Source organism: Bradyrhizobium sp. WD16 (genome assembly GCF_024181725.1).
Lineage (GTDB): Bacteria > Pseudomonadota > Alphaproteobacteria > Rhizobiales > Xanthobacteraceae > Bradyrhizobium_A.
In genome coordinates, this window is sequence record NZ_CP028908.1 from 4,108,270 (window position 1) to 4,129,668 (window position 21,399).

Annotated in this window: 13 protein-coding genes and 1 pseudogene; 13 read left to right on the forward strand and 1 reads right to left on the reverse strand. The window is 63.6% G+C overall.

What is annotated here, in order from left to right; translation table 11 throughout:
* Nucleotides 1-14 precede the first annotated feature (14 nt).
* Complete coding sequence (locus DB459_RS19040) at nt 15-854, reverse strand: metal-dependent phosphohydrolase (protein WP_253706814.1); 840 nt, start codon at nt 852-854, stop codon at nt 15-17.
* Nucleotides 855-1,147: 293 nt separating this feature from the next.
* Here DB459_RS19040 and DB459_RS19045 point away from each other — a divergent pair, with 293 nt between their 5' ends.
* From DB459_RS19045 to DB459_RS19105, 13 genes and pseudogenes are all read left to right on the forward strand, one after another.
* Complete coding sequence (locus tag DB459_RS19045; RefSeq protein WP_371926780.1) at nt 1,148-1,405, forward strand: hypothetical protein; 258 nt, start codon at nt 1,148-1,150, stop codon at nt 1,403-1,405.
* Between the two features lie 554 nt (nt 1,406-1,959).
* Nucleotides 1,960-2,157 (forward strand): preprotein translocase subunit SecE, encoded by a 198-nt coding sequence (gene secE, locus DB459_RS19050; protein WP_253706815.1) that lies wholly within the window; start codon nt 1,960-1,962, stop codon nt 2,155-2,157.
* Between the two features lie 20 nt (nt 2,158-2,177).
* The gene (gene nusG / locus DB459_RS19055) at nt 2,178-2,708 is read left to right on the forward strand and encodes a transcription termination/antitermination protein NusG (RefSeq protein ID WP_253706816.1); all 531 of its coding nucleotides are present in this window, start codon (nt 2,178-2,180) and stop codon (nt 2,706-2,708) included.
* Nucleotides 2,709-2,929: 221 nt separating this feature from the next.
* The gene (rplK, locus tag DB459_RS19060; protein WP_253706817.1) at nt 2,930-3,358 is read left to right on the forward strand and encodes a 50S ribosomal protein L11; all 429 of its coding nucleotides are present in this window, start codon (nt 2,930-2,932) and stop codon (nt 3,356-3,358) included.
* A gap of 5 nt (nt 3,359-3,363) precedes the next feature.
* Nucleotides 3,364-4,056, forward strand: a complete 693-nt coding sequence (gene rplA / locus DB459_RS19065; protein ID WP_253706818.1) for a 50S ribosomal protein L1 — start codon at nt 3,364-3,366, stop codon at nt 4,054-4,056.
* A gap of 100 nt (nt 4,057-4,156) precedes the next feature.
* Entirely contained in the window at nt 4,157-5,104 is a 948-nt protein-coding gene (locus tag DB459_RS19070; RefSeq protein WP_253706819.1) for a 2-hydroxyacid dehydrogenase, read from the forward strand.
* Between the two features lie 546 nt (nt 5,105-5,650).
* Complete coding sequence (gene rplJ, locus DB459_RS19075) at nt 5,651-6,169, forward strand: 50S ribosomal protein L10 (protein ID WP_253713633.1); 519 nt, start codon at nt 5,651-5,653, stop codon at nt 6,167-6,169.
* A gap of 53 nt (nt 6,170-6,222) precedes the next feature.
* Nucleotides 6,223-6,594, forward strand: coding sequence for a 50S ribosomal protein L7/L12 (gene rplL, locus DB459_RS19080; protein ID WP_253706820.1), 372 nt, complete (start codon nt 6,223-6,225; stop codon nt 6,592-6,594).
* Nucleotides 6,595-6,976: 382 nt separating this feature from the next.
* Nucleotides 6,977-11,095 (forward strand): DNA-directed RNA polymerase subunit beta, encoded by a 4,119-nt coding sequence (rpoB, locus tag DB459_RS19085; protein WP_253706821.1) that lies wholly within the window; start codon nt 6,977-6,979, stop codon nt 11,093-11,095.
* A 189-nt stretch (nt 11,096-11,284) separates the two neighbouring features.
* On the forward strand, nt 11,285-15,490 hold the full coding sequence (rpoC, locus tag DB459_RS19090) for a DNA-directed RNA polymerase subunit beta' (protein WP_253706822.1): 4,206 nt from the start codon (nt 11,285-11,287) through the stop codon (nt 15,488-15,490).
* Between the two features lie 173 nt (nt 15,491-15,663).
* Nucleotides 15,664-17,718 (forward strand): FAD-dependent oxidoreductase, encoded by a 2,055-nt coding sequence (locus DB459_RS19095; protein ID WP_253706823.1) that lies wholly within the window; start codon nt 15,664-15,666, stop codon nt 17,716-17,718.
* 86 nt (nt 17,719-17,804) lie between these two features.
* On the forward strand, nt 17,805-19,856 hold the full coding sequence (locus DB459_RS19100; RefSeq protein ID WP_253706824.1) for an ABC transporter ATP-binding protein: 2,052 nt from the start codon (nt 17,805-17,807) through the stop codon (nt 19,854-19,856).
* Between the two features lie 358 nt (nt 19,857-20,214).
* Nucleotides 20,215-20,972 (forward strand): annotated as a pseudogene (locus DB459_RS19105) (IS5 family transposase).
* Nucleotides 20,973-21,399: the final 427 nt, after the last annotated feature.

Consider the following 21,399-nt stretch of genomic DNA (forward strand, 5'->3'; position numbering starts at 1 on the left):
GCAAAATCAAAAAGCTAGCGCTGCGGTCCCATCAGCCGATGGGCGTGCTCGGCACACAGGATATGATGGTGCATATTGGCGATCCACTGCCGCCCCGACACCGTGAGATTGAGGAACTTGATGCCCTCGTCGACGTGCATCGAGACGCTGTTCCAGAAGAAGGCGGGATATTTGTCGATCAGATCGGCGGGCGAGGAATAGCCGAGCTGTCGCGACATGCCGATCTCCTCGAATTCATAGAACAGGGCATTGGCCTTGCGCGAATACATCGGATCGCCGAGCTGGCCGATCAGGTCGGCGGCCTGGACCAGCCTCGCTTCGAGGGTGAGGCTGTCGCGGTCCTGGGCCGGCGGAAAGCGCGTCGCCTCGATCGCGTCCGCAATGCGCGTGGCGTCGACCAGCGGCGAGGCACCCAGTCGTTCCATGGCGAACAGCTTGGAGCGTTCGACGTGATAGGGCGTCAGCGCCGCATCCGATGCGCCACGCGACAGAGTGATGGTGTTGCCCGCCGCGTCGATGACGAAATCGGTGTCGGTGTCGGCGTCGAGGACGCCCCGCACATAGCCGATATCGTGCAACAGACATGCAGAGATCAGGTGGCTGTAGTCGTCGGGCTCGATACGATGGGACAGCGAATAGCCATGGAGGATGTCGCGCCCGACCATGGTGACCATGTAGGTGTGCTCGAAATTGTGGTAGAGGGCGTCACTGCGGCCGATGCATTCAATCGTGGCGCGGGCGAGCGAACCGAGCCGCTCGGCGGTTTCGTCGTGCGCCGAACCGAACAGGCTGCGGAAATCCTGCGTCAGAAATTTGCCGAGGCTCTTGGCCGTCGACGCCGTGATCATCTTCATCGCCCGATCCACTCCAGCAACGGAACGATACCAGTTTCGTCCGCTCGGGGCATCGGCCGCCGCCGGACAGCCGCAGGCAAGCGACGGTATGTCGCTGCCACGCAGGCGCAGGGCTGCCGCTAGTGTCCCGTCTCCGAATTACCGCTACGTTTGCCTCGCGCTCGCACGGTAATTCGGAGACATAGGGACACTAGCAAAATCAAAGTGTTAGTGTGGCTTATGTCTCGCAATTGCCTACAGGGGGCTTGCCGCAAAGGGCATAGGCAATTGCGAGACGCCACACTAGATCATGCATGGTCGGCAGGGTCGAGACCGATCGCAACGGCCGCGCCGCCGGGGAGCGCTACCATCGCGAAGGGCGCTGGCGCTTTCATGTCGTGGTGGCGGGCTATGCCATCGAGACGCTGCGGCTGCTGCTCAATGCCGCCATCGACCGTTTTCCCGGGCGGCCTGCGCCAGGGACAGCTGGCGCCAGGACGGTCGATACCTGTCACCCCAACGGCACCGCGCGCATCGGCGACGACCCGACGGCCAGCGTCGATCTGCGATAGCTCGGTGTTTCCCACGGTGGGCGGGGTCAATCCGTCGCTGACGATTCAGGCCATCGCCTGCCGGACGGCCGACCGGATCAGGGCCTTGGCCGGACGGGACGAACTGTGAGAACGCTCACCCTCCGATCCAGCCGGCCGACCGCTCCAGGCTCCGGTCAGCAGGCGGATGGACCGCTAGTGTCCTGTTTCCAACGTTCGTATCCCATTGCAGCAGGCGCTCATACGAACGTTGGAAACAAGGGGACAGTAGCATCATTATGATTCTAGTGTGGTTTTGGATCTGACGCTCGTTCGAAGAACTCGCTGCAATACTGAAACGAGCGTCAGATCCACCACACTAGCCCTTGTCGCCCCGCCGAACTTGACCTTTCGGCAGGGGCGAAGTAGGAAGCAGCCACCCGCCATCGGCCCGATCGACGGACTTCCGAGGCGGCCTTGATTTCCCCAAATGGGCCCGCTCGCCGGCCCCATCCTCTGCAAAGAGGTTGGGCATGCGACAGGGCTTGTCCGGATTCTCCCGGACGCCAGCAAGCAGGATGGCACGGACCCGCACGATGGCTCAGTTCAGCCCGTTCAAGTTTTTGCAGGAAGTGCGGAGCGAGGCCAACAAGGTCACGTGGCCGTCGCGTCGCGAGACGGTGATCACCACCATCATGGTGTTCGTGATGGTCGCGGTCGCATCGGTATTCTTCTTCGCCGCGGACCAACTCATCCGCATTCTGGTGACCTACATTCTCGGCATTCACGCCTGACGCAAGCGGACCCGATCATCATGAGCATGCGCTGGTATATAGTTCACGCATATTCGAATTTCGAAAAGAAGGTCGCCGAGTCGATCCGCGAGCAGGCCAAGCAGCGTGGCCTGGAGGATCTGTTCGAGCAGGTTCTGGTGCCGACCGAGAAGGTCACCGAGGTGCGCCGCGGCCGCAAGATCGACACCGAGCGCAAGTTCTTCCCCGGCTACGTGCTGGTGAAGATGAATCTGACCGACGAGGCGTTTCACCTCATCAAGAACACCCCGAAGGTGACAGGTTTCCTCGGCGCCGAGAACAAGCCGATGCCGATCTCCGAAGCCGAGGCGATGCGGATCCTGCATCAGGTGCAGGAAGGCGTCGAACGGCCGAAGGCCTCGATCTCGTTCGAGATCGGCGAGAATGTCCGGGTGGCCGATGGGCCGTTCGCCTCGTTCTCCGGCGTGGTCGAAGAGGTCGATGAGGCAAGGTCGCGGGTCAAGGTCGCGGTGTCGATCTTCGGCCGCGCCACCCCGGTGGAACTCGAATTCGGCCAGGTCGAGAAGGTCTGAGGTTTTGAAGTGTCGGTGCGGCCGGACTTGACCGGTCGGGCCTCCTTCGACGAGAAGGACGCCGCCGGGCCGATTGGCCCGGACAACGGAAGGGCAGGGGCTGTTTGCCGCTGCCAGGAATACCGTGGAAGGGGGCGCGCCGATCGCCAGTCGGCGCATCTCTCCCCCGTACCACGGTCCCTGAAGGTCCGGATGGTCCGGACCGTTTAGAGGAGTGAAAAATGGCAAAGAAGGTGACCGGATACCTGAAGCTTCAGGTGCCGGCCGGCGCGGCCAACCCGTCGCCGCCGATCGGCCCCGCGCTTGGTCAGCGCGGCCTCAACATCATGGAATTCTGCAAGGCGTTCAACGCGCAGACCCAGAAGGAAGAAAAGAACACGCCGATCCCCGTGATCATCACGATCTACGCGGACCGTTCTTTCACCTTCGAGATGCGCACGCCGCCGATGTCCTACTTCCTCAAGCAGGCGGCCAAGATCCAGTCCGGCTCGAAGGCGCCGGGCCGTGACAAGGCCGGCACGGTGACCAAGGCGCAGGTGCGCGAGATCGCCGAGAAGAAGATGAAGGATCTCAACTGCGACACCATCGAATCGGCCATGAAGATGGTTGAGGGCTCGGCCCGCTCGATGGGTCTGGAAGTGGCGGGGTAACGGTCATGGCAATCGGAAAGCGTCTGACGAAGGCCCGTGAAGGCATCGACCGCGAAAAGCTCTACTCGATCGCCGACGCGATCAAGATGGTGAAGGAGCGCGCCAAGTCGAAGTTCGACGAGACCATCGAAATCGCGATGAATCTCGGCGTCGATCCGCGCCATGCCGACCAGATGGTTCGCGGCGTGGTCACCCTGCCGAACGGCACCGGCCGGACCCTGCGCGTCGGCGTGTTCGCCCGCGGCGCCAAGGCCGACGAAGCCAAGGCGGCGGGTGCGGACGTGGTCGGCGCCGAGGACCTCGTCGAGAAGGTCCAGGCCGGCAACATCGACTTCGACCGCTGCATCGCCACCCCTGACATGATGCCGCTGGTCGGCCGTCTCGGTAAGGTGCTCGGCCCGCGCGGCATGATGCCGAACCCGAAGATCGGCACCGTGACCATGGATGTCACCGCCGCGGTGAAGGGTGCCAAGGGCGGTTCCGTCGAGTTCCGCGTCGAGAAGGCCGGCATCGTCCAGGCCGGCGTCGGCAAGGCCTCCTTCTCCGAGGACAAGCTGGTGGAGAACATCAAGGCGCTCGCCGACGCGGTCGCCAAGGCCAAGCCGGCTGGCGCCAAGGGTACCTATATCCAGCGCGTCGCGGTGTCTTCGAGCATGGGTCCCGGCGTCAAGGTCGAGCCGGGCAGCCTGTTCGCCTGATCGAGGCGCTTGATCGACCACAGAGTTAAGAGGCGGGACGGGGCCATCAGCCCCTCCCGCCTTTTTCTTTTCCCGACTTCTCAGTCTCTGGCGGTGCCGAATGTCCAATGAGGTTCTGGTCTATTCGCGTTTTCCCAAGAAGCTGCTGGAGCGGATCGGCGAGTGCTTCGCGCTCCTGAACACCCAGGGAAAGCCGCCGGGCGAGACTTTTCCGGCCGAAGTTCTCGGCGAGGTGAGAGCGCTGCTCACTGCTGGCGGCCAGCCGCTCGATGGCGCGGTGATGGACCTGATGCCGCGGCTCGAGACGATCGTCTGCTACGGCACGGGGTACGACGGCATCGATCTCGCCGCCGCCCGGGCGCGCGGCATCACCCTCGGCAACAGCCCGGCCGCCAACGCGGCCGCGGTGGCAGATCTTGCCATGACGCTGTTGCTGGCCGCGGTGCGTCGGATGCTCCCGGCGGATCAGTATGTCCGCAGCGGCGGCTGGGAGGCAGGGGCGCCGGCGCCGATGCTGGGGGCGCCGCACGGTCTGACCGGCGCACGGCTCGGTGTCTACGGCATGGGGGAAATCGGCCGCAAGATTGCGCTGCGCGCCAGCGCCTTCGAGGCCGAGGTCGCCTATCACAGCCGCAGCCGCCATGACGTGCCGTTCGCCTATCACGCCGACCTCGGCAGCCTGGTCGACTGGTGCGATCTCCTGGTGATCGCGGTGCGGGCCGGCGCCGAGACGCGCCATGCGATCGACGCGGCGTTGTTGCGGCGCCTCGGACCGCGCGGCATCCTCGTCAATATCGCACGCGGTTCGGTGGTGGACGAGGTCGCATTGGCGGCGGCGCTTAAGGACGGCACCATCGCAGCGGCAGGGCTCGACGTCTATGAGACCGAGCCTTGCCGACCTGATCAGCTTGATCTGCCCAATGTGGTGCTGACGCCCCATATCGGCGGCCACACCCTGGACGCCCACCAGGCGATGCAGGATTGCGTGATCGCCAACCTGTCGGCCTTTTTCGCCGATCGGCCATTGGCTTATCCTGTGGCGCTCTGAGCGCGCGACGGCGGGGCGCCGGGATGCAAAATCCGGGCAAGAAAGCCCTTGGCAAGCCGGTCAAGACCCGTTAAAGAACGGCTTCCGGGCGTGCCGGCCTTCGCTGGCGCGTCCGCGCGTGCTTTCCAAAAAACCCAGGCTTGCAGGAGACCGGCCCTCTCTGACCGTCCGCATGGATTGATCAAAGATGGCAATGGCTCACGCAAGTGCTTGATGTTCAACGAGGAGTGCGTGGGTCGCCGGTAACGGCGGCCGATCCTGTCCAAGACTGCAGGCGCCGGCATTCGCTGGCTTAATTTCCTGCATAGACGGGTGAAGACCGGATTTGCAAGGAGCGGCGTCTGCGGACGGCGCGGATGTGCTGTTCGGTTCGAACCTCGACACCCTGTGCCGGCGATCCGGGGCAGGAGGGCAGGCTTCTGAAGAGTGTCGTCCTGCCCAGATGTGGACCGGTTTCGGGGATCTCCCGCCGCCGGCCACGGGACGGATGGCGGGTGCAACCCGGCGGTCCGCCTCGTGCAGGCCGCCAACCGGAGAGAGCTTGCTGTGGAACGAGCGGCAAAGAAAGAGGCGGTCCAGACGCTGAATGAGGTCTTCAAGACCACCAGCGTTGCGGTCGTCGCTCACTATTCCGGCCTCACCGTTGCCCAGATGCAGACCCTGCGTTCGCAGATGAAGCAGGCTGGCGCCTCGGTGAAGGTCTCGAAGAACCGTCTCGCCAAAATTGCTCTTGAAGGCACCGACGTCGTGGCCATTGGCTCCCTGCTGAAGGGGCCGACTGTGATCGCTACTTCCAACGATCCGGTCGCGGCGCCGAAAATTGCCGTCGAATTCGCCAAGGCGAACGAGAAGTTCGTCATCCTCGGCGGATCGATGGGCAAGACCGTCCTGAATGTCGATGGCGTCAAGGCTCTGGCCTCGCTGCCGTCCCTGGATGAGCTGCGTGGCAAGCTCGTCGGCCTCATCGTGGCGCCGGCGACCAAGCTCGCTCAGCTTTCCAACGCGCCGGCGGCCAAGCTCGCCCGCGTGGTTCAGGCGTATGCCTCTAAGGGCGAGGCGGCGTGAGGCCCTTCGCATCTCCAACCTGGTTCGAATTGAATAGCTAAAGGAACTGATCAATGGCTGACCTGCAGAAGATTGTTGACGATTTGTCGAGCCTCACCGTGCTCGAGGCCGCCGAGCTCGCCAAGTTGCTCGAAGAAAAGTGGGGCGTGTCGGCGGCTGCGGCCGTGGCCGTCGCTGCTGCACCGGGCGCGGCTGCCGCCCCTGCGGAAGAGAAGACCGAGTTCACGGTCGTCCTCGCCTCCGCCGGCGACAAGAAGATCGAAGTGATTAAGGAAGTCCGCGCCATCACCGGCCTGGGCCTCAAGGAAGCCAAGGATCTCGTCGAGGGCGCGCCGAAGCCCGTCAAGGAGGCCGTTGCCAAGGACGAGGCCGAGAAGATCAAGGCTCAGCTCGAGAAGGCTGGCGCCAAGATCGAGCTCAAGTAAGACTTTTTCGGGCGGGTTCCCGGGAACCCGCCCGAACACGGTAATGTGTGCCGGTTCAGGGGTTTGTGTGAATTCGGACTCTGGAACCGGGCCATCGGCCGCCCCATATGGGCGGAGGCACGAAGATGCGGTTCGCCCCGGGAATCAGATAGGTTTCGGCGCCGGACGGCGGGAGACGTAGCAATTTCGGGCTTTTGTAGTCCGTAACGGCAGGATTTCGACGGGCAGAGCGTGGCAGCGCTCTGCACGTCGTTTTGCGTTCTGAGATTTCGGCCGGATGTCGGCGGCAGATTCGGAACGGTGCGAATTTTCAACCCGGGGGCGGTGGCAGCCGCGCTTCGGAAGGTCCGCCACGGCACGGGCGGCGAAATGAGAGGCCACGATGGCGCAGCAAACGTTCACCGGTCGCAAACGCGTTCGCAAGTTCTTCGGTCAGATCAAGGAAGTCGCCGAGATGCCGAACCTCATCGAGGTTCAGAAGGCGTCCTATGATCAGTTCCTGATGGTCGATGAACCGCCGGGTGGCCGCCTCGACGAAGGCCTGCAGGCGGTCTTCAAGTCGGTTTTCCCGATCTCCGACTTCTCCAACACCTCGATGCTCGAATTCGTTCGCTACGAATTCGAGGCGCCGAAATATGATGTCGACGAGTGCCGCCAGCGCGGCATGACCTTCGCTGCGCCGCTCAAGGTGACGCTGCGCCTGATCGTGTTCGATATCGACGAGGAAACCGGCGCGCGTTCGGTCAAGGACATCAAGGAGCAGGATGTCTACATGGGCGACATTCCGCTCATGACCATGAACGGCACCTTCGTTGTCAACGGCACCGAGCGCGTCATCGTCTCGCAGATGCACCGTTCACCTGGCGTGTTCTTCGACCACGACAAGGGCAAAACCCATTCGTCGGGCAAGCTGCTGTTCGCCGCCCGCGTCATTCCCTATCGTGGCTCCTGGCTCGACATCGAGTTCGACGCCAAGGATATCGTGTTCGCGCGCATCGACCGTCGCCGCAAGATTCCGGTGACGTCGCTGATGTACGCGCTTGGGCTCGACGGTGAGGAGATCCTGTCGACCTTCTACAAGAAGATCGCCTACAAGCGCACCAAGGACGGCTGGCGCGTGCCGTTCGATGCCAACCGTTTCCGCGGCTATACCACCATCAATGACCTGATCGACGCCGATACCGGCAAGGTCGTGCTTGAGGCCGGCAAGAAGCTGACCGTGCGCCAGGCCCGCCAGCTCCAGGAGAAGGGGCTGAAGGCGCTGCGCATGTCGGACGAGGAGCTGGTCGGCAGCTATCTCGCCGAGGACCTCGTCAACCCGAAGACCGGCGAGATCTATGCCGAGGCGGGCGACGAGCTTACCGACAAGTCGATGAAGGCGTTCAACGAGATCGGCTACAAGGAACTGCCGATCCTCGACATCGACCATGTCAATGTCGGTCCCTACATCCGCAACACGCTGGTCGCCGACAAGAACATGACGCGCGAGGACGCGCTGTTCGACATCTACCGGGTGATGCGCCCGGGCGAGCCGCCGACGATCGATTCGGCGCAGAACATGTTCCAGTCGCTGTTCTTCGACTCCGAGCGCTACGACCTCTCGGCCGTTGGCCGCGTCAAGATGAACATGCGCCTCGAGCTCGACGCGCCTGACACTCACCGCACGCTGCGCCGGGAGGACATCCTCGCGGTCATCAAGACGCTGGTGGACCTGCGCGACGGCAAGGGCGAAATCGACGACATCGACCACCTCGGCAACCGCCGGGTGCGCTCGGTCGGCGAGCTCATGGAGAACCAGTACCGCATCGGCCTCCTGCGCATGGAGCGCGCGATCAAGGAGCGCATGTCGTCGGTCGATATCGACACCGTCATGCCGCAGGACCTGATCAACGCCAAGCCGGCGGCGGCGGCGGTGCGCGAGTTCTTCGGCTCGTCGCAGCTCTCGCAATTCATGGACCAGACCAACCCGCTGTCGGAGATCACCCACAAGCGGCGCCTGTCGGCGCTCGGCCCGGGCGGTCTGACGCGCGAGCGCGCCGGCTTCGAGGTGCGCGACGTGCATCCGACCCATTACGGCCGTATCTGCCCGATCGAGACGCCGGAGGGCCCGAACATCGGTCTGATCAACTCGCTCGCCACCTTCGCCCGCGTCAACAAGTACGGATTCGTCGAGACGCCGTACCGGCGCGTCAAGGACGGTCGGGTCAGCGACGAGGTGGTGTATCTCTCGGCCATGGAAGAGGGCCGGCACTACGTTGCCCAGGCGAACGTGCCGCTCGATGCGCGTGGTCGCTTCACCGAGGACACGGTTGTGTGCCGCCATGCCGGCGACGTGCTGCAGGTCACGCCGGACCGGGTCGACTACATGGACGTGTCGCCGAAGCAACTCGTCTCGGTCGCCGCGGCGTTGATTCCGTTCCTCGAGAACGACGACGCCAACCGCGCGCTGATGGGCTCGAACATGCAGCGCCAGGCGGTGCCGCTGGTTCGTGCTGAGGCGCCGTTCGTCGGCACCGGCATGGAAGGCGTGGTCGCCCGTGACTCGGGTGCGGCTATCGCCGCGCGCCGCTCGGGTGTGATCGACCAGATCGACGCCACCCGCGTCGTCATTCGCGCCACCGAGGATCTCGATCCGACCAAGTCGGGCGTCGACATCTATCGCCTGATGAAGTTCCAGCGCTCCAACCAGTCGACCTGCATCAACCAGCGTCCGCTGGTGAAGGTCGGCGACGCGGTCAAGAAGGGCGACATCATCGCCGACGGTCCGTCGACCGATCTCGGCGAGCTGGCGCTCGGCCGCAACGTGCTGGTCGCCTTCATGCCGTGGAACGGCTACAACTTCGAGGACTCGATCCTGCTCTCCGAGCGGATCGTCAAGGAAGACGTGTTCACCTCCATCCACATCGAGGAATTCGAGGTGATGGCACGTGACACCAAGCTCGGCCCCGAGGAAATCACCCGCGACATTCCGAACGTCTCGGAGGAAGCGCTGAAGAACCTCGACGAGGCCGGCATCGTCTATATCGGCGCCGAAGTCCGCGCCGGCGATATCCTGGTCGGCAAGATCACGCCGAAGGGCGAGAGCCCGATGACGCCGGAAGAGAAGCTGCTGCGCGCCATCTTCGGCGAGAAGGCTTCGGACGTCCGTGACACCTCGCTGCGGGTGCCGCCGGGCGTGCAGGGCACCATCGTCGAGGTCCGCGTGTTCAATCGCCACGGCGTCGACAAGGACGAGCGTGCGCTGGCGATCGAGCGCGAGGAGATCGAGCGTCTCGCCAAGGACCGCGACGACGAGCAGGCGATTCTCGACCGTAACGTCTACGGCCGCCTCGCCGAACTGCTCAACAACCGCGAGGGCATCGCCGGGCCGAAGGGCTTCAAGAAGGATACCCGCATCACCAAGGCGGTGCTGGAGGAGTATCCGCGGTCGCAGTGGTGGCTGTTCGCCTCGCCGAACGACAAGCTGATGGCCGAGATCGAGGCCATGCGGAAGCAGTACGACGAGTCGAAGAAGGGCCTCGAGCAGCGCTTCCTCGACAAGGTCGAGAAGCTGCAGCGGGGCGACGAACTGCCGCCGGGCGTGATGAAGATGGTCAAGGTCTTCGTTGCGGTGAAGCGCAAGATCCAGCCGGGCGACAAGATGGCCGGCCGTCACGGCAACAAGGGCGTCGTCTCCAAGATCGTGCCGATCGAGGACATGCCGTTCCTCGAGGACGGCACCCATGCCGACATCGTGCTCAACCCGCTCGGCGTGCCGAGCCGCATGAATGTCGGTCAGATCCTCGAGACCCATCTGGGTTGGGCCTGCGCCGGCCTTGGCAAGCGCATCGCCCAGACGGTGGACGCCTACTACGGCAAGCAGGACGTCAAGCCGCTCAAGGAGACGCTGAAGAAGATCTACGGCGAGGACGAGACCATCAAGTCGCTGGGCGAGAACGAGCTGGTCGAGCTCGGACGCAACCTCAGCCATGGTGTGCCGATCGCCACCCCGGTGTTCGACGGTGCCAAGGAGAGCGACATCGAGGAGATGCTGAGGCTCGCCGGGCTCGACGGTTCGGGGCAGTCGACGGTGTATGACGGCCGCACCGGCGATCCGTTCGATCGCAAGGTGACGGTGGGCTACATCTACATGCTCAAGCTGCATCACCTCGTCGACGACAAGATCCACGCCCGTTCGATCGGCCCGTATTCGCTGGTCACCCAGCAGCCGCTGGGAGGCAAGGCCCAGTTCGGCGGCCAGCGCTTCGGCGAAATGGAGGTGTGGGCCCTCGAAGCCTACGGCGCGGCCTATACGCTGCAGGAGATGCTGACCGTGAAGTCGGACGACGTCGCGGGCCGCACCAAGGTGTACGAGGCGATCGTACGCGGCGACGACACGTTCGAGGCCGGTATTCCGGAATCGTTCAACGTGCTGGTCAAGGAGATGCGCTCGCTCGGCCTCAACGTCGACCTGCACAACTCCAAGATCGGTCAGACCCCGACCGCAGAGGCGGCCGAATAACATCAGGCGGGGTCCCGCACAGCGGGACCCCGGCCTCCGCGTGGCGCCATCGATCGGCGCGGCGGCAGGCCTTCTTAAAGCCTCTCGGCGAGAGGCGCGCCGCCGCGGTGCTCACGATGCCGCGGCGTGCCGAGGACAGGCGAATTCTGCAGCAGGCTCCGGTCAGGGCCTGCGGGCAAGGAGAACACGATGAACCAAGAGATTATGAACCTCTTCAATCCGACGACGCCGGCTCAGGTCTTCGACCAGATCCGCATCTCGATCGCGTCGCCGGAAAAGATTCTCTCGTGGTCCTACGGCGAGATCAAGAAGCCGGAGACGATCAACTACCGAACCTTCAAGCCGGAGCGCGACGGTCTGTTCTGCGCCCGCATCTTCGGACCGATCAAGGACTACGAGTGCTTGTGCGGCAAGTACAAGCGCATGAAGTACAAGGGCATCATCTGCGAGAAGTGTTCGGTCGAAGTGACGCTGTCGCGCGTCCGGCGCGAGCGCATGGGGCATATCGAGCTCGCCGCCCCGGTCGCTCACATCTGGTTCCTGAAGTCGCTGCCGAGCCGCATCGGCCTGCTGCTCGATATGACGCTGAAGGATCTCGAGCGGATCCTGTACTTCGAATATTACGTGGTGCTCGAGCCTGGCCTGACCTCGCTCAATGACCGTCAGCTGCTGTCCGAGGAGGAATATCTCCGGGCGCAGGACGAGTTCGGCCAGGATTCCTTCACCGCCATGATCGGCGCGGAGGCGATCCGCGAGCTGCTCAAGGGCCTCGACCTCGAGAAGCTCGAGGCGCAGCTGCGCGTCGAGATGGGCGAGACCGAGTCCGACATCAAGCACAAGAAGTACGCCAAGCGGCTGAAGATCGTTGAAGCCTTCCGTAACTCGGGCAACAAGCCCGAATGGATGATCATGACGGTCGTCCCGGTGATTCCGCCGGATTTGCGTCCGCTCGTGCCGCTCGACGGCGGCCGTTTCGCGACCTCCGACCTCAACGATCTCTATCGCCGCGTCATCAACCGCAACAACCGCCTCAAGCGGCTGATGGAGCTGCGCGCGCCGGACATCATCATCCGCAACGAAAAGCGCATGCTGCAGGAGGCCGTCGACGCACTGTTCGACAACGGCCGCCGCGGCCGCGTCATCACGGGCGCCAACAAGCGACCGCTGAAGTCGCTCGCGGACATGCTCAAGGGCAAGCAGGGCCGCTTCCGTCAGAACCTGCTCGGCAAGCGCGTCGACTATTCGGGTCGCTCGGTCATCGTCGTCGGTCCGGAACTGCGCCTGCATCAGTGCGGCCTGCCGAAGAAGATGGCGCTCGAGCTGTTCAAGCCGTTCATCTACTCGCGGCTCGACGCCAAAGGCTTGTCCACGACCGTCAAGCAGGCGAAGAAGCTCGTCGAGAAGGAGCGTCCCGAGGTGTGGGATATCCTGGACGAGGTCATTCGCGAGCATCCGGTGCTGCTCAACCGCGCGCCGACGCTGCATCGCCTCGGTATTCAGGCCTTCGAGCCGGTACTGATCGAAGGCAAGGCGATCCAGCTTCACCCGCTGGTCTGCGCCGCCTTCAATGCGGACTTCGACGGCGACCAGATGGCGGTCCACGTGCCGCTGTCACTGGAAGCGCAGCTCGAGGCGCGCGTGCTGATGATGTCGACCAACAACATTCTGCACCCCGCCAACGGTCAGCCGATCATCGTGCCGTCGCAGGATATCGTCCTCGGCCTGTACTACCTGTCGCTGCTGCGTGAAGGCCTGCCCGGCGAGGGCAAACTGTTCGGCGAGATGGCGGAGCTCGAACACGCGCTGTTCGCGAAGGCCGTGCATCTGCACACCAAGATCAAATGGCGCTGGGACGGCCTCGGCGAGACCGGCGAGCCGGTGCGGCGCTGGATCGAGACGACGCCGGGCCGAGTGCTGCTCGGCCAGGTGCTGCCGAAGTCGCCCAAGGTGCCGTTCGAGGTCATCAACAAGCTGATGACCAAGCGCGAGATCTCGGGCGTGATCGACCTCGTCTATCGTCACTGCGGCCAGAAGGAGACCGTGATCTTCTGCGACCGCATCATGGCGCTGGGCTTTTACAACGCCTTCAAGGCGGGCATCTCGTTCGGCAAGGACGACATGGTCGTGCCGCACGGCAAGTGGAAGATCGTCGACGACACCCGGACGATGGCGAAGGAATTCGAGCAGCAGTACAACGACGGCCTGATCACCCAGGGCGAGAAGTACAACAAGGTGGTCGACGCCTGGTCGAAGGCGACCGAAAAGATCGCCGAGGAGATGATGAAGGAGATCTCCTCGGTCAAGAAGAACCCGAAGACCGGGGAAGTCGCTCAGGTCAACTCGATCTACATGATGGCCCACTCGGGCGCCCGCGGTTCGCCGGCGCAGATGCGTCAGCTCGCCGGCATGCGCGGCCTGATGGCCAAGCCGTCGGGCGAGATCATCGAGACGCCGATCATCTCCAACTTCAAGGAGGGGCTGTCGGTGATGGAGTACTTCAACTCGACCCACGGCGCCCGTAAGGGCCTCGCGGACACCGCGTTGAAGACGGCGAACTCCGGCTACCTGACCCGGCGTCTGGTCGACGTTGCGCAGGACTGCATCATCACGGCTGATGACTGCGGTACCAGCCAGGGCATCAAGATGCGCGCCATCATCGATGCCGGTACTGTCGTCGCCTCGCTATCCTCGCGCATCCTCGGCCGCACCGCCGGCGAGGACGTGCGTGATCCGGCCACCAACAACGTGCTGGTCAAGCGCGGCTCCCTGATGGAGGAGAGCCACGTCGACGCCATCACCCAGGCCGGCATCCAGGAGATCAAGATCCGCTCGGCGCTGACTTGCGAGCTGGTCAACGGCATCTGCGGCAAGTGCTACGGGCGCGACCTTGCCCGCGGTACCCCGGTCAACCACGGCGAAGCGGTCGGCGTCATCGCCGCCCAGTCGATCGGCGAACCGGGCACCCAGCTCACGATGCGCACCTTCCACATCGGCGGCGCGGCGCAGATCAACGAGCAGTCGTTCATCGAAACCAACTTCGACGGCAAGATCGAGATCCGCAACAGGGCGATCGCCAACAACTCGGAAGGGCACGCCATCGCGATGGTGCGCAACATGGTGGTGGCGGTGGTCGATGCCGATGGCACCGACCGTGCAACCCATCGCATCCAGTACGGCGCGCGCATGCGCGTCGACGACGGCGACACCATCAAGCGCGGTCAGCGTATCGCGGAGTGGGATCCCTATACCCGCCCGATCCTGACCGAGGTCGATGGCGTCATCGGTTTCGAGGATCTGGTCGAAGGCCAGTCGATCTCCGAAACCCTCGACGAGGCGACCGGTATCGCCAAGCGCGTCGTCATCGACTGGCGCACCACCGGCCGCGGCGCCGATCTGCGTCCGGCCATCGTGGTCAAGGGCAAGGACGGCAAGGTGCTCAAGCTGCAGCGTGGCGGCGATGCCCGCTACATGCTGGCGGTCGATGCCATCCTGTCGGTCGACGTGGGGGCTCAGGTCAAGGCGGGCGACGTCGTCGCGCGTATCTCGACCGAAAGCGCCAAGACGCGCGACATCACCGGCGGTCTGCCGCGGGTGGCGGAGCTGTTCGAGGCGCGCAAGCCGAAGGATGCCGCGATCATCGCGGAAATCGCCGGCACAATCCGCTTCGGTCGCGACTACAAGAACAAGCGCCGGATCTCGATCGAGCCGCTCGACAAGACCGAGGAGCCGCGCGAGTACCTGATCCCGAAGGGCAAGCACATCCATCTCCAGGACGGCGACGTGGTGGAGAAGGGGGACTTCATCGTCGAAGGCAACCCGGCACCACACGACATCCTGGCGATCAAGGGCATCGAGGAGCTCGCGGCCTATCTGGTCAACGAGATCCAGGAGGTCTACCGGCTGCAGGGCGTGCTCATCAACGACAAGCACATCGAAGTCATCGTCCGTCAGATGCTGCAGAAGGTGGAAGTCACCGAGCAGGGCGACACGGACATGATCTCCGGCGAGCAGGTCGACAAGATCGAGTTCGACCAGCTCAATGCCAAGGCGCTGGAGGAGGGCAAGAAGCCCGCCACCGGCACCCCGGTGTTGCTCGGCATCACCAAGGCGAGCCTGCAGACGCGGTCGTTCTTCTCGGCGGCGTCCTTCCAGGAAACCACGCGTGTCCTCACCGAAGCCGCCGTCAACGGCAAGGTGGACCCGTTGGAGGGCCTCAAGGAGAACGTCATTGTCGGCCGGCTCATTCCGGCCGGCACCGGCGCCTCCATGTCGAAGATCCGCGAAGTCGCCACCAAGCGCGACAAGCTGATTCTCGACGAGCGCGAGAGGCAGGCCGAGGCCATCGTGCCGTCGGCGCCCCAGCCCGAGCCGCTGGCGCTGCCGCCGGCCGAGTGACGCGCCGATCAGGCACAATAGTATGCGAAAGGCCGGCGGAAGCCGGCCTTTTTGCTGATTTGCAGGGCAAAGCCGCATCCGAGGCCGCTTGTTCATCAAGCTTTCATATCGAGAAGCGCTCTGATTAAACTGACTTTGGGTTTCAGGCCGGACAACGGCGCAACAGGATCATCATGCTCGACTTAGCGATCGTTGGGGGTGGGCCAGGCGGCCTCATGAGCGCCTGGTACCTGCGTAAGAAGCTCGGCAATCTCGCCCGGGTTACGGTTTTCGAAGCCACCGACCGGGTCGGCGGCAAGATCATGACCCGAAAGTTCGAGAGCGCCCCGGCGATGTACGAGGCCGGCGTCGCCGAGATCTACGACTACTCGATGAGCGGGCCCGACCCGTTGCGCGAGCTGATCCAGCATTTCGGACTGCAGACGATCCCGATGGATGCCGAGCAGGTGGTGCTCGACGGCACGCTGCTCGATGACGTTCCCGGGATGCGACGCAAATACGGCCCGAAGACCGCGGACGCCATCGTCGCCTTCCGCAAGCTCTGCGCCGAACAGATCTCGCCGACGGAGTACTATGAAGGCGTTGGCGCCCACGACAACGAGCATTCGTGGGCCTTCGTCAATTGCGAGGAATTGCTCGACCGCGAGGTGCCGGATCCTGTCGCCAAGCGCTTCTTCAAGGTCATGGCGCGTTCCGATATCGCGACCGAACCCCACAACACCACCGGGCTGAACGCGCTCAAGAACTTCGTGATGGATATCGACGGCTATATCGGCCTGTATTCCATCCAGAACGGCAACGAGCAGCTGATCTCGTGCCTGCAGTCGGAGATCGACGCCAAGATCGAGCTCAACCACCGCATCCTCAAGGTCGGCAAGAACGGCAACGGACGTTACCGCCTCGACATGCTCAACGGAAAGAATCCGGTCAGCCGCGAGTTCGACCTGGTGCTGCTGTGCCTGCCGCACAACTGGCTCGCCACGGTCAATTTCGAGGGCGAGAAGCTGCGCCAGTCGATGGTCAAGCACGTCGCCTATTTCGACCGGCCGGCGCATTACCTGCGCGTCTCTGTGCTGTTCGACAGCCCGTTCTGGGGCGAGAAGATCCCCGGCTCCTGGTTCATGTCCGAGGCCTTTGGCGGCTGCTGCGTCTATGTCGAAGGCTCGCGGCATGATGTCGGCAGCAACGGCGTGCTGAACTGGCTGATCCCCGGTTCCGATGCGCTCGCCTATGTCGGGCTGAGCGACGAGCAGCTGGTCGATGTGGCGCTGAAGACGTTGCCGGCGGAACTTGGCGACGCCCGAGCCCATTTCCTCGAGGGCAAGATCCACCGCTGGATTTCCTCGGTGAATGCCGTTCCGGGCGGATTGCCGGCGCGCGACGTCATCACCAATCATCGTCCCGAGCCGGTCGATCATCCGGGCCTGGTGGTGGTCGGCGATTACCTGTTCGACTCGACCCTCAACGGCCTGCTCGATTCCTCGGACGCGGCGACCGACATCATCGTCACCGAGATGATCAAGCTGCGCTATGTGCGCGGCGCCGGCGGCAAGCCGCCGTCGGACAAGATCGATCGCAGCTATTTCGACAACTATCGCGGGGTCGGCCCCTATCACGAGGTGTGGCAACGCTTCACCGATCCCGATTATCTTGTAGAGCTGTTCCGGATCGTCTGGGGCAAGGTGAAGGGCTCGCGGCTTCTAGTGGCGGGCTCGGCCAGTGGCGAACTGGTCGGTGCGCTGCGCGAGCGGGGCATCGACGCCTGGGGCGTCGAAAACAACCGCACCATCCACGCCCGCACTCCAAAGGCGTTGCGCAAGTACAACAAGCTGGGGTCCGTCACAAAGCTGCCGTTCCGCAACAACCAGTTCGACTTCGTGTTCGAAACTTGCCTGTGTCATGTCGCGCCCCGACAGGTGCCGAAGGCGATTCGTGAATTGCACCGCGTCGCCAAAACCGGGCTGATGTTCGGCTCCGTGACGAGCGACATGCCGGCGGCGCTGCTCGATCAGTACGACCTGCTGCGCGGCGTCAAGAAGCTTGCAACCTGGTGGGAGTGGTCGGAACTGTTCTTCGGCAGTGGCTTCGATTTGACCATGAATCGGCGCGACAGCATGGACCAGGTCTGGGAGGCGACGCTGGCCGCCGGCAAGGGGCCGGGCAGCTGGTACATCGACGCCGACAGCCTGCGCTACTCGTTTTTTGACAAGCTGGACGCCGACGATTAGAGCAGACTTCGCAAGACGCGGCTGACAGCGACGGCGTCGATCGGCGGTCCGCCGCCGGGGGCAGGTCGAATCCGCGGGTTCATTCCATGGTGTCCAAGCCGGCGTCTGAAGGGGTGATTCCGGGCAATACGCAGGCTGCGGGCGGCGATGCCGCCAACGACGCGCCGTCGGATGCCGCCGCCGGTCATATCGCCGATCCCACTGCCAGGACCACTGCGGACAAGGGCCAGATCGCCGTCACCGCCGGTCCCGCGGTGCCGCCGCTGCCGCCACCGCCTTCACTCGATCTCGACGACGACGAAGAAGACGACGAGGAACTGCTCGCCTTCACCGCCCGCGAGGCGGCCGGCGCTTTCGCCACACTCTATCGTTTCACGGTGCCTTACCTGCGGGCCTACCGCAGGGGCATGCTGTTTGTCGGCATCGGCCTGCTGGTTGAGACACTGTTCAACGTGTTCATGCCGCTCAGCCTGAAATACCTCATCGACGACGCGCTCGGCGAAGAGGATTTCCATGCGCTGGTCATCATCCTGTCGGCGCTGGCGGCGGCCGGTGTGGTCACCTCGATCGTCGCGGTGTGGTATGAGTGGTGGGACGCGCGCACCGCCTCGGCGGTGATTGCCGACGTCCGCACCCGGATGTTCGAGCACATCCAGAACCTGCCGATCCTGTTCTTCGCCCGGGTCAAGCGCGGTGACATCCTGTCCCGCTTTTCGGTCGACATGGCCGCCTACGAAGGCTCGGTCAAGCACCTCGCCAACAGCGCGCTGCTGCCACTGTTCGAGCTGATCGCCGGCATCGTGCTAATGATCCTGCTGAACTGGCAGCTTGCCGCGGTGGCGCTGCTGGTCTTTCCGATCACCCTGATCGGGCCGCGGATTCTCACCCCTAAGGCGGTGCAGGCCAATTACGACCAGAAGGTCAACGAATCGGCGATTCTTTCCCAGGTGCAGGAGAACGTGGCTGCGCAGGCGGTGGTGAAGGCGTTCGGGCTCAAGCGCCGGGCGCTCGGCTGGTTCGGCATGCGCAACCGCGAAACGCTGCGCACCATGATCAAGGCCACCTTCCTCTCCACGATGGTGGAGCGGACGGTGACGATCTCGGTGCTGCTCCTGCACCTCGTCGTGCTGGCGATCGGGGCCTATCTCGCCACCAATGGCCAGATCACCGTCGGCACCTTCGTCACCTTCGAGAGCGCGTTCTGGGAGGTGTCCTACAACATCGCCCACATCATGCATTTCATCCCGGTGGCGATCTCCTCGGCCGCCGCGGTCCGGCACATGCAGGAGCTGCTCGATGAACCGCAGCGCGGCGCCGACCGCCCGGGCGCGCCGGACTTGCCGCGCATTACCCACGACATCACCTTCGATCGCGTCTCCTTCACCTACGAGAACAGCGACAGGCCGGTGCTCGACGGTTTGAGCCTGAAGCTCGACGTCGGCAAGACCATCGCCATCGTCGGACCGAGCGGCTCGGGCAAGAGCACGCTGCTCAATCTCATCCTGCGCCTCTACACGCCCGACGACGGCAAGATCACCATCGACGGGGTCGACATTCGCCGGGTGACCCGCGAGTCGCTGCGGCAGAGCATGGCGGTGGTGTTCCAGGAGAACATGCTGTTCAACATGTCGGTGATGGAGAACATCCGGCTCGGCAAGGAGGGCGCCACCGACGTCGAAGTGATCGAGGCGGCCAAGAACGCCGAGATCCACAGCCACATCATGACGCTGCCGGAGGGCTACGACACCGTCATCGGCGAACGCGGCGAAACCCTGTCGGGCGGCCAGCGCCAGCGCATTGCCATCGCCCGCGCCATCGTCCGCAATCCGTCCGTGCTGCTGCTCGACGAGGCGACCTCGGCCCTCGATCAGACCACCGAAGCGGCGATCAACCGCACCCTGCTCAATCTCGCTCGCGGCCGCACCATGATCTTCTCGACCCATCGCCTGACCTCGGTGGTGGAGATGGACGAGATCATCGTCATTTCGGGCGGCAGGGCGATCGAGCGCGGCACCCACGACGAGCTGCTGGCGCGCGGTGGCGTCTATCGCCAGCTCTGGGACGACCAGCTGCACGCCCCGCATCATCCCCAGGACGAGGAGGAGGATGACGACGACGACGAGGACGATGAAGATTGAGCCGGGTGTGCCGTCGGCGGGGTGCCCGGCCGGGCTCGGCGGCAGTCGAGCGGAGCTGACCGGCGACGCGGCCGGTAACCATTTCTTCACCAGCCGCCGTGCATGAGGCGTTCTAGTGTGGCGTCTCGCAATTGCCCACCGCCTTTGCGGCCAGTCTCTCGTAGGCAATTGCGAGACATAAGCCACACTAGCGCTTTGATTTTGCTAGTGTCCTTTATGTCTCCGAATTACCGTGCGAGGGTGAGGCAAATGAAGCGGTAATTCGGAGACAGGACACTAGAGCCTGTCCTCAATTAGAGGATTCCCAAGCAGATTATCGCATGATTCATAGGCGGTCAGCTGATTCGGAGCTGACCAAATGCGCCGCTACGCCCTTCGGGACGATCAATGGGATAGGATCAAGGATATTTTGCCCGGACGTGAAGGGCATGTAGGGGTCACGGCCAAAGACAATCGGCTGTTTGTAGAAGCGGTGATCTACCGCTATCGAGCCGGGATCCCTTGGCGAGATTTGCCCGAACGCTTCGGCGATCCGATCAAGATACATACGCGTTTTTCGCGCTGGACGAAGAGCGGGGTGTGGAAGAAGCTGTTTAAGATGCTGGCGAGCGATGCCGACAATGAGTACGCGATGATCGACAGCACGATCGTGCGGGCGCATCAGCACAGTGCCGGCGCACAAAAAAAGACGGCGAAAACCAAGCTATCGGGCGCAGCAAAGGCGGGCTGAGCACCAAGATCCATGCGCTTGTCGATGCCCTGGGCAATCCGCTGGACTTCATCCTGACGCCCGGCCAAGCCCATGATCTGGAGGGCGCCGATGCACTGCTGCCCGACATGGCGGCCGACGCCTTATTGGCAGACAAGGCCTTCGACGCCGACGAACGGGTGATTGCCCCTTTGCTGGCACGGGGAAAGTCGGTCGTGATCCCGCCCAGGCGCCACCGGCAGCTCCAGCGCGATTTCGACAAGCACGCCTATAAGGCACGCCATCTCATCGAGAATTTCTTCTGCAAGCTCAAGCAATACCGCGCCATCGCTACCCGCTACGACAAAACCGCCAGAAATTTCCTCGCCGCAATCCACCTCGCGGCGGTTATCATCTGGCTCAATTGAGGACAGGCCTTAGTGCGGTGGATCTGACGCCCGTATCAGCATCGCAGCGAATTCGCCGTACGCGTGCCGATAAAAACAGCAATAGAATCATAGCTATACCGGTGTCCCCTTGGTTCTGATGTTCGTATAAGCGCGCGCTGCAAAGGGATGCGAACGTTAAAACCGGAACACTAGCCACGGGTCGCTCTGGCGCGGTCCGGCGCGATTCGCGTCTTGCGGTATCTGGCGCGACCGATTCGGCCGCGTTGGCGGCTCAGTTCCCACAATATGATACCATGAGGAAGCGGAACCGGAGTCGGCCAGTGGCCGAGCGGGCAGGGGGCGCGACCAGGCGGGGCGGCGGCGCCGCAAACCGATTCTCCGAGAGTCGGCGCGCCGCGCCTTCGGGGCTGTTGTCAGCCGCGGCCGCAATTGCAAAAGTGCTTCT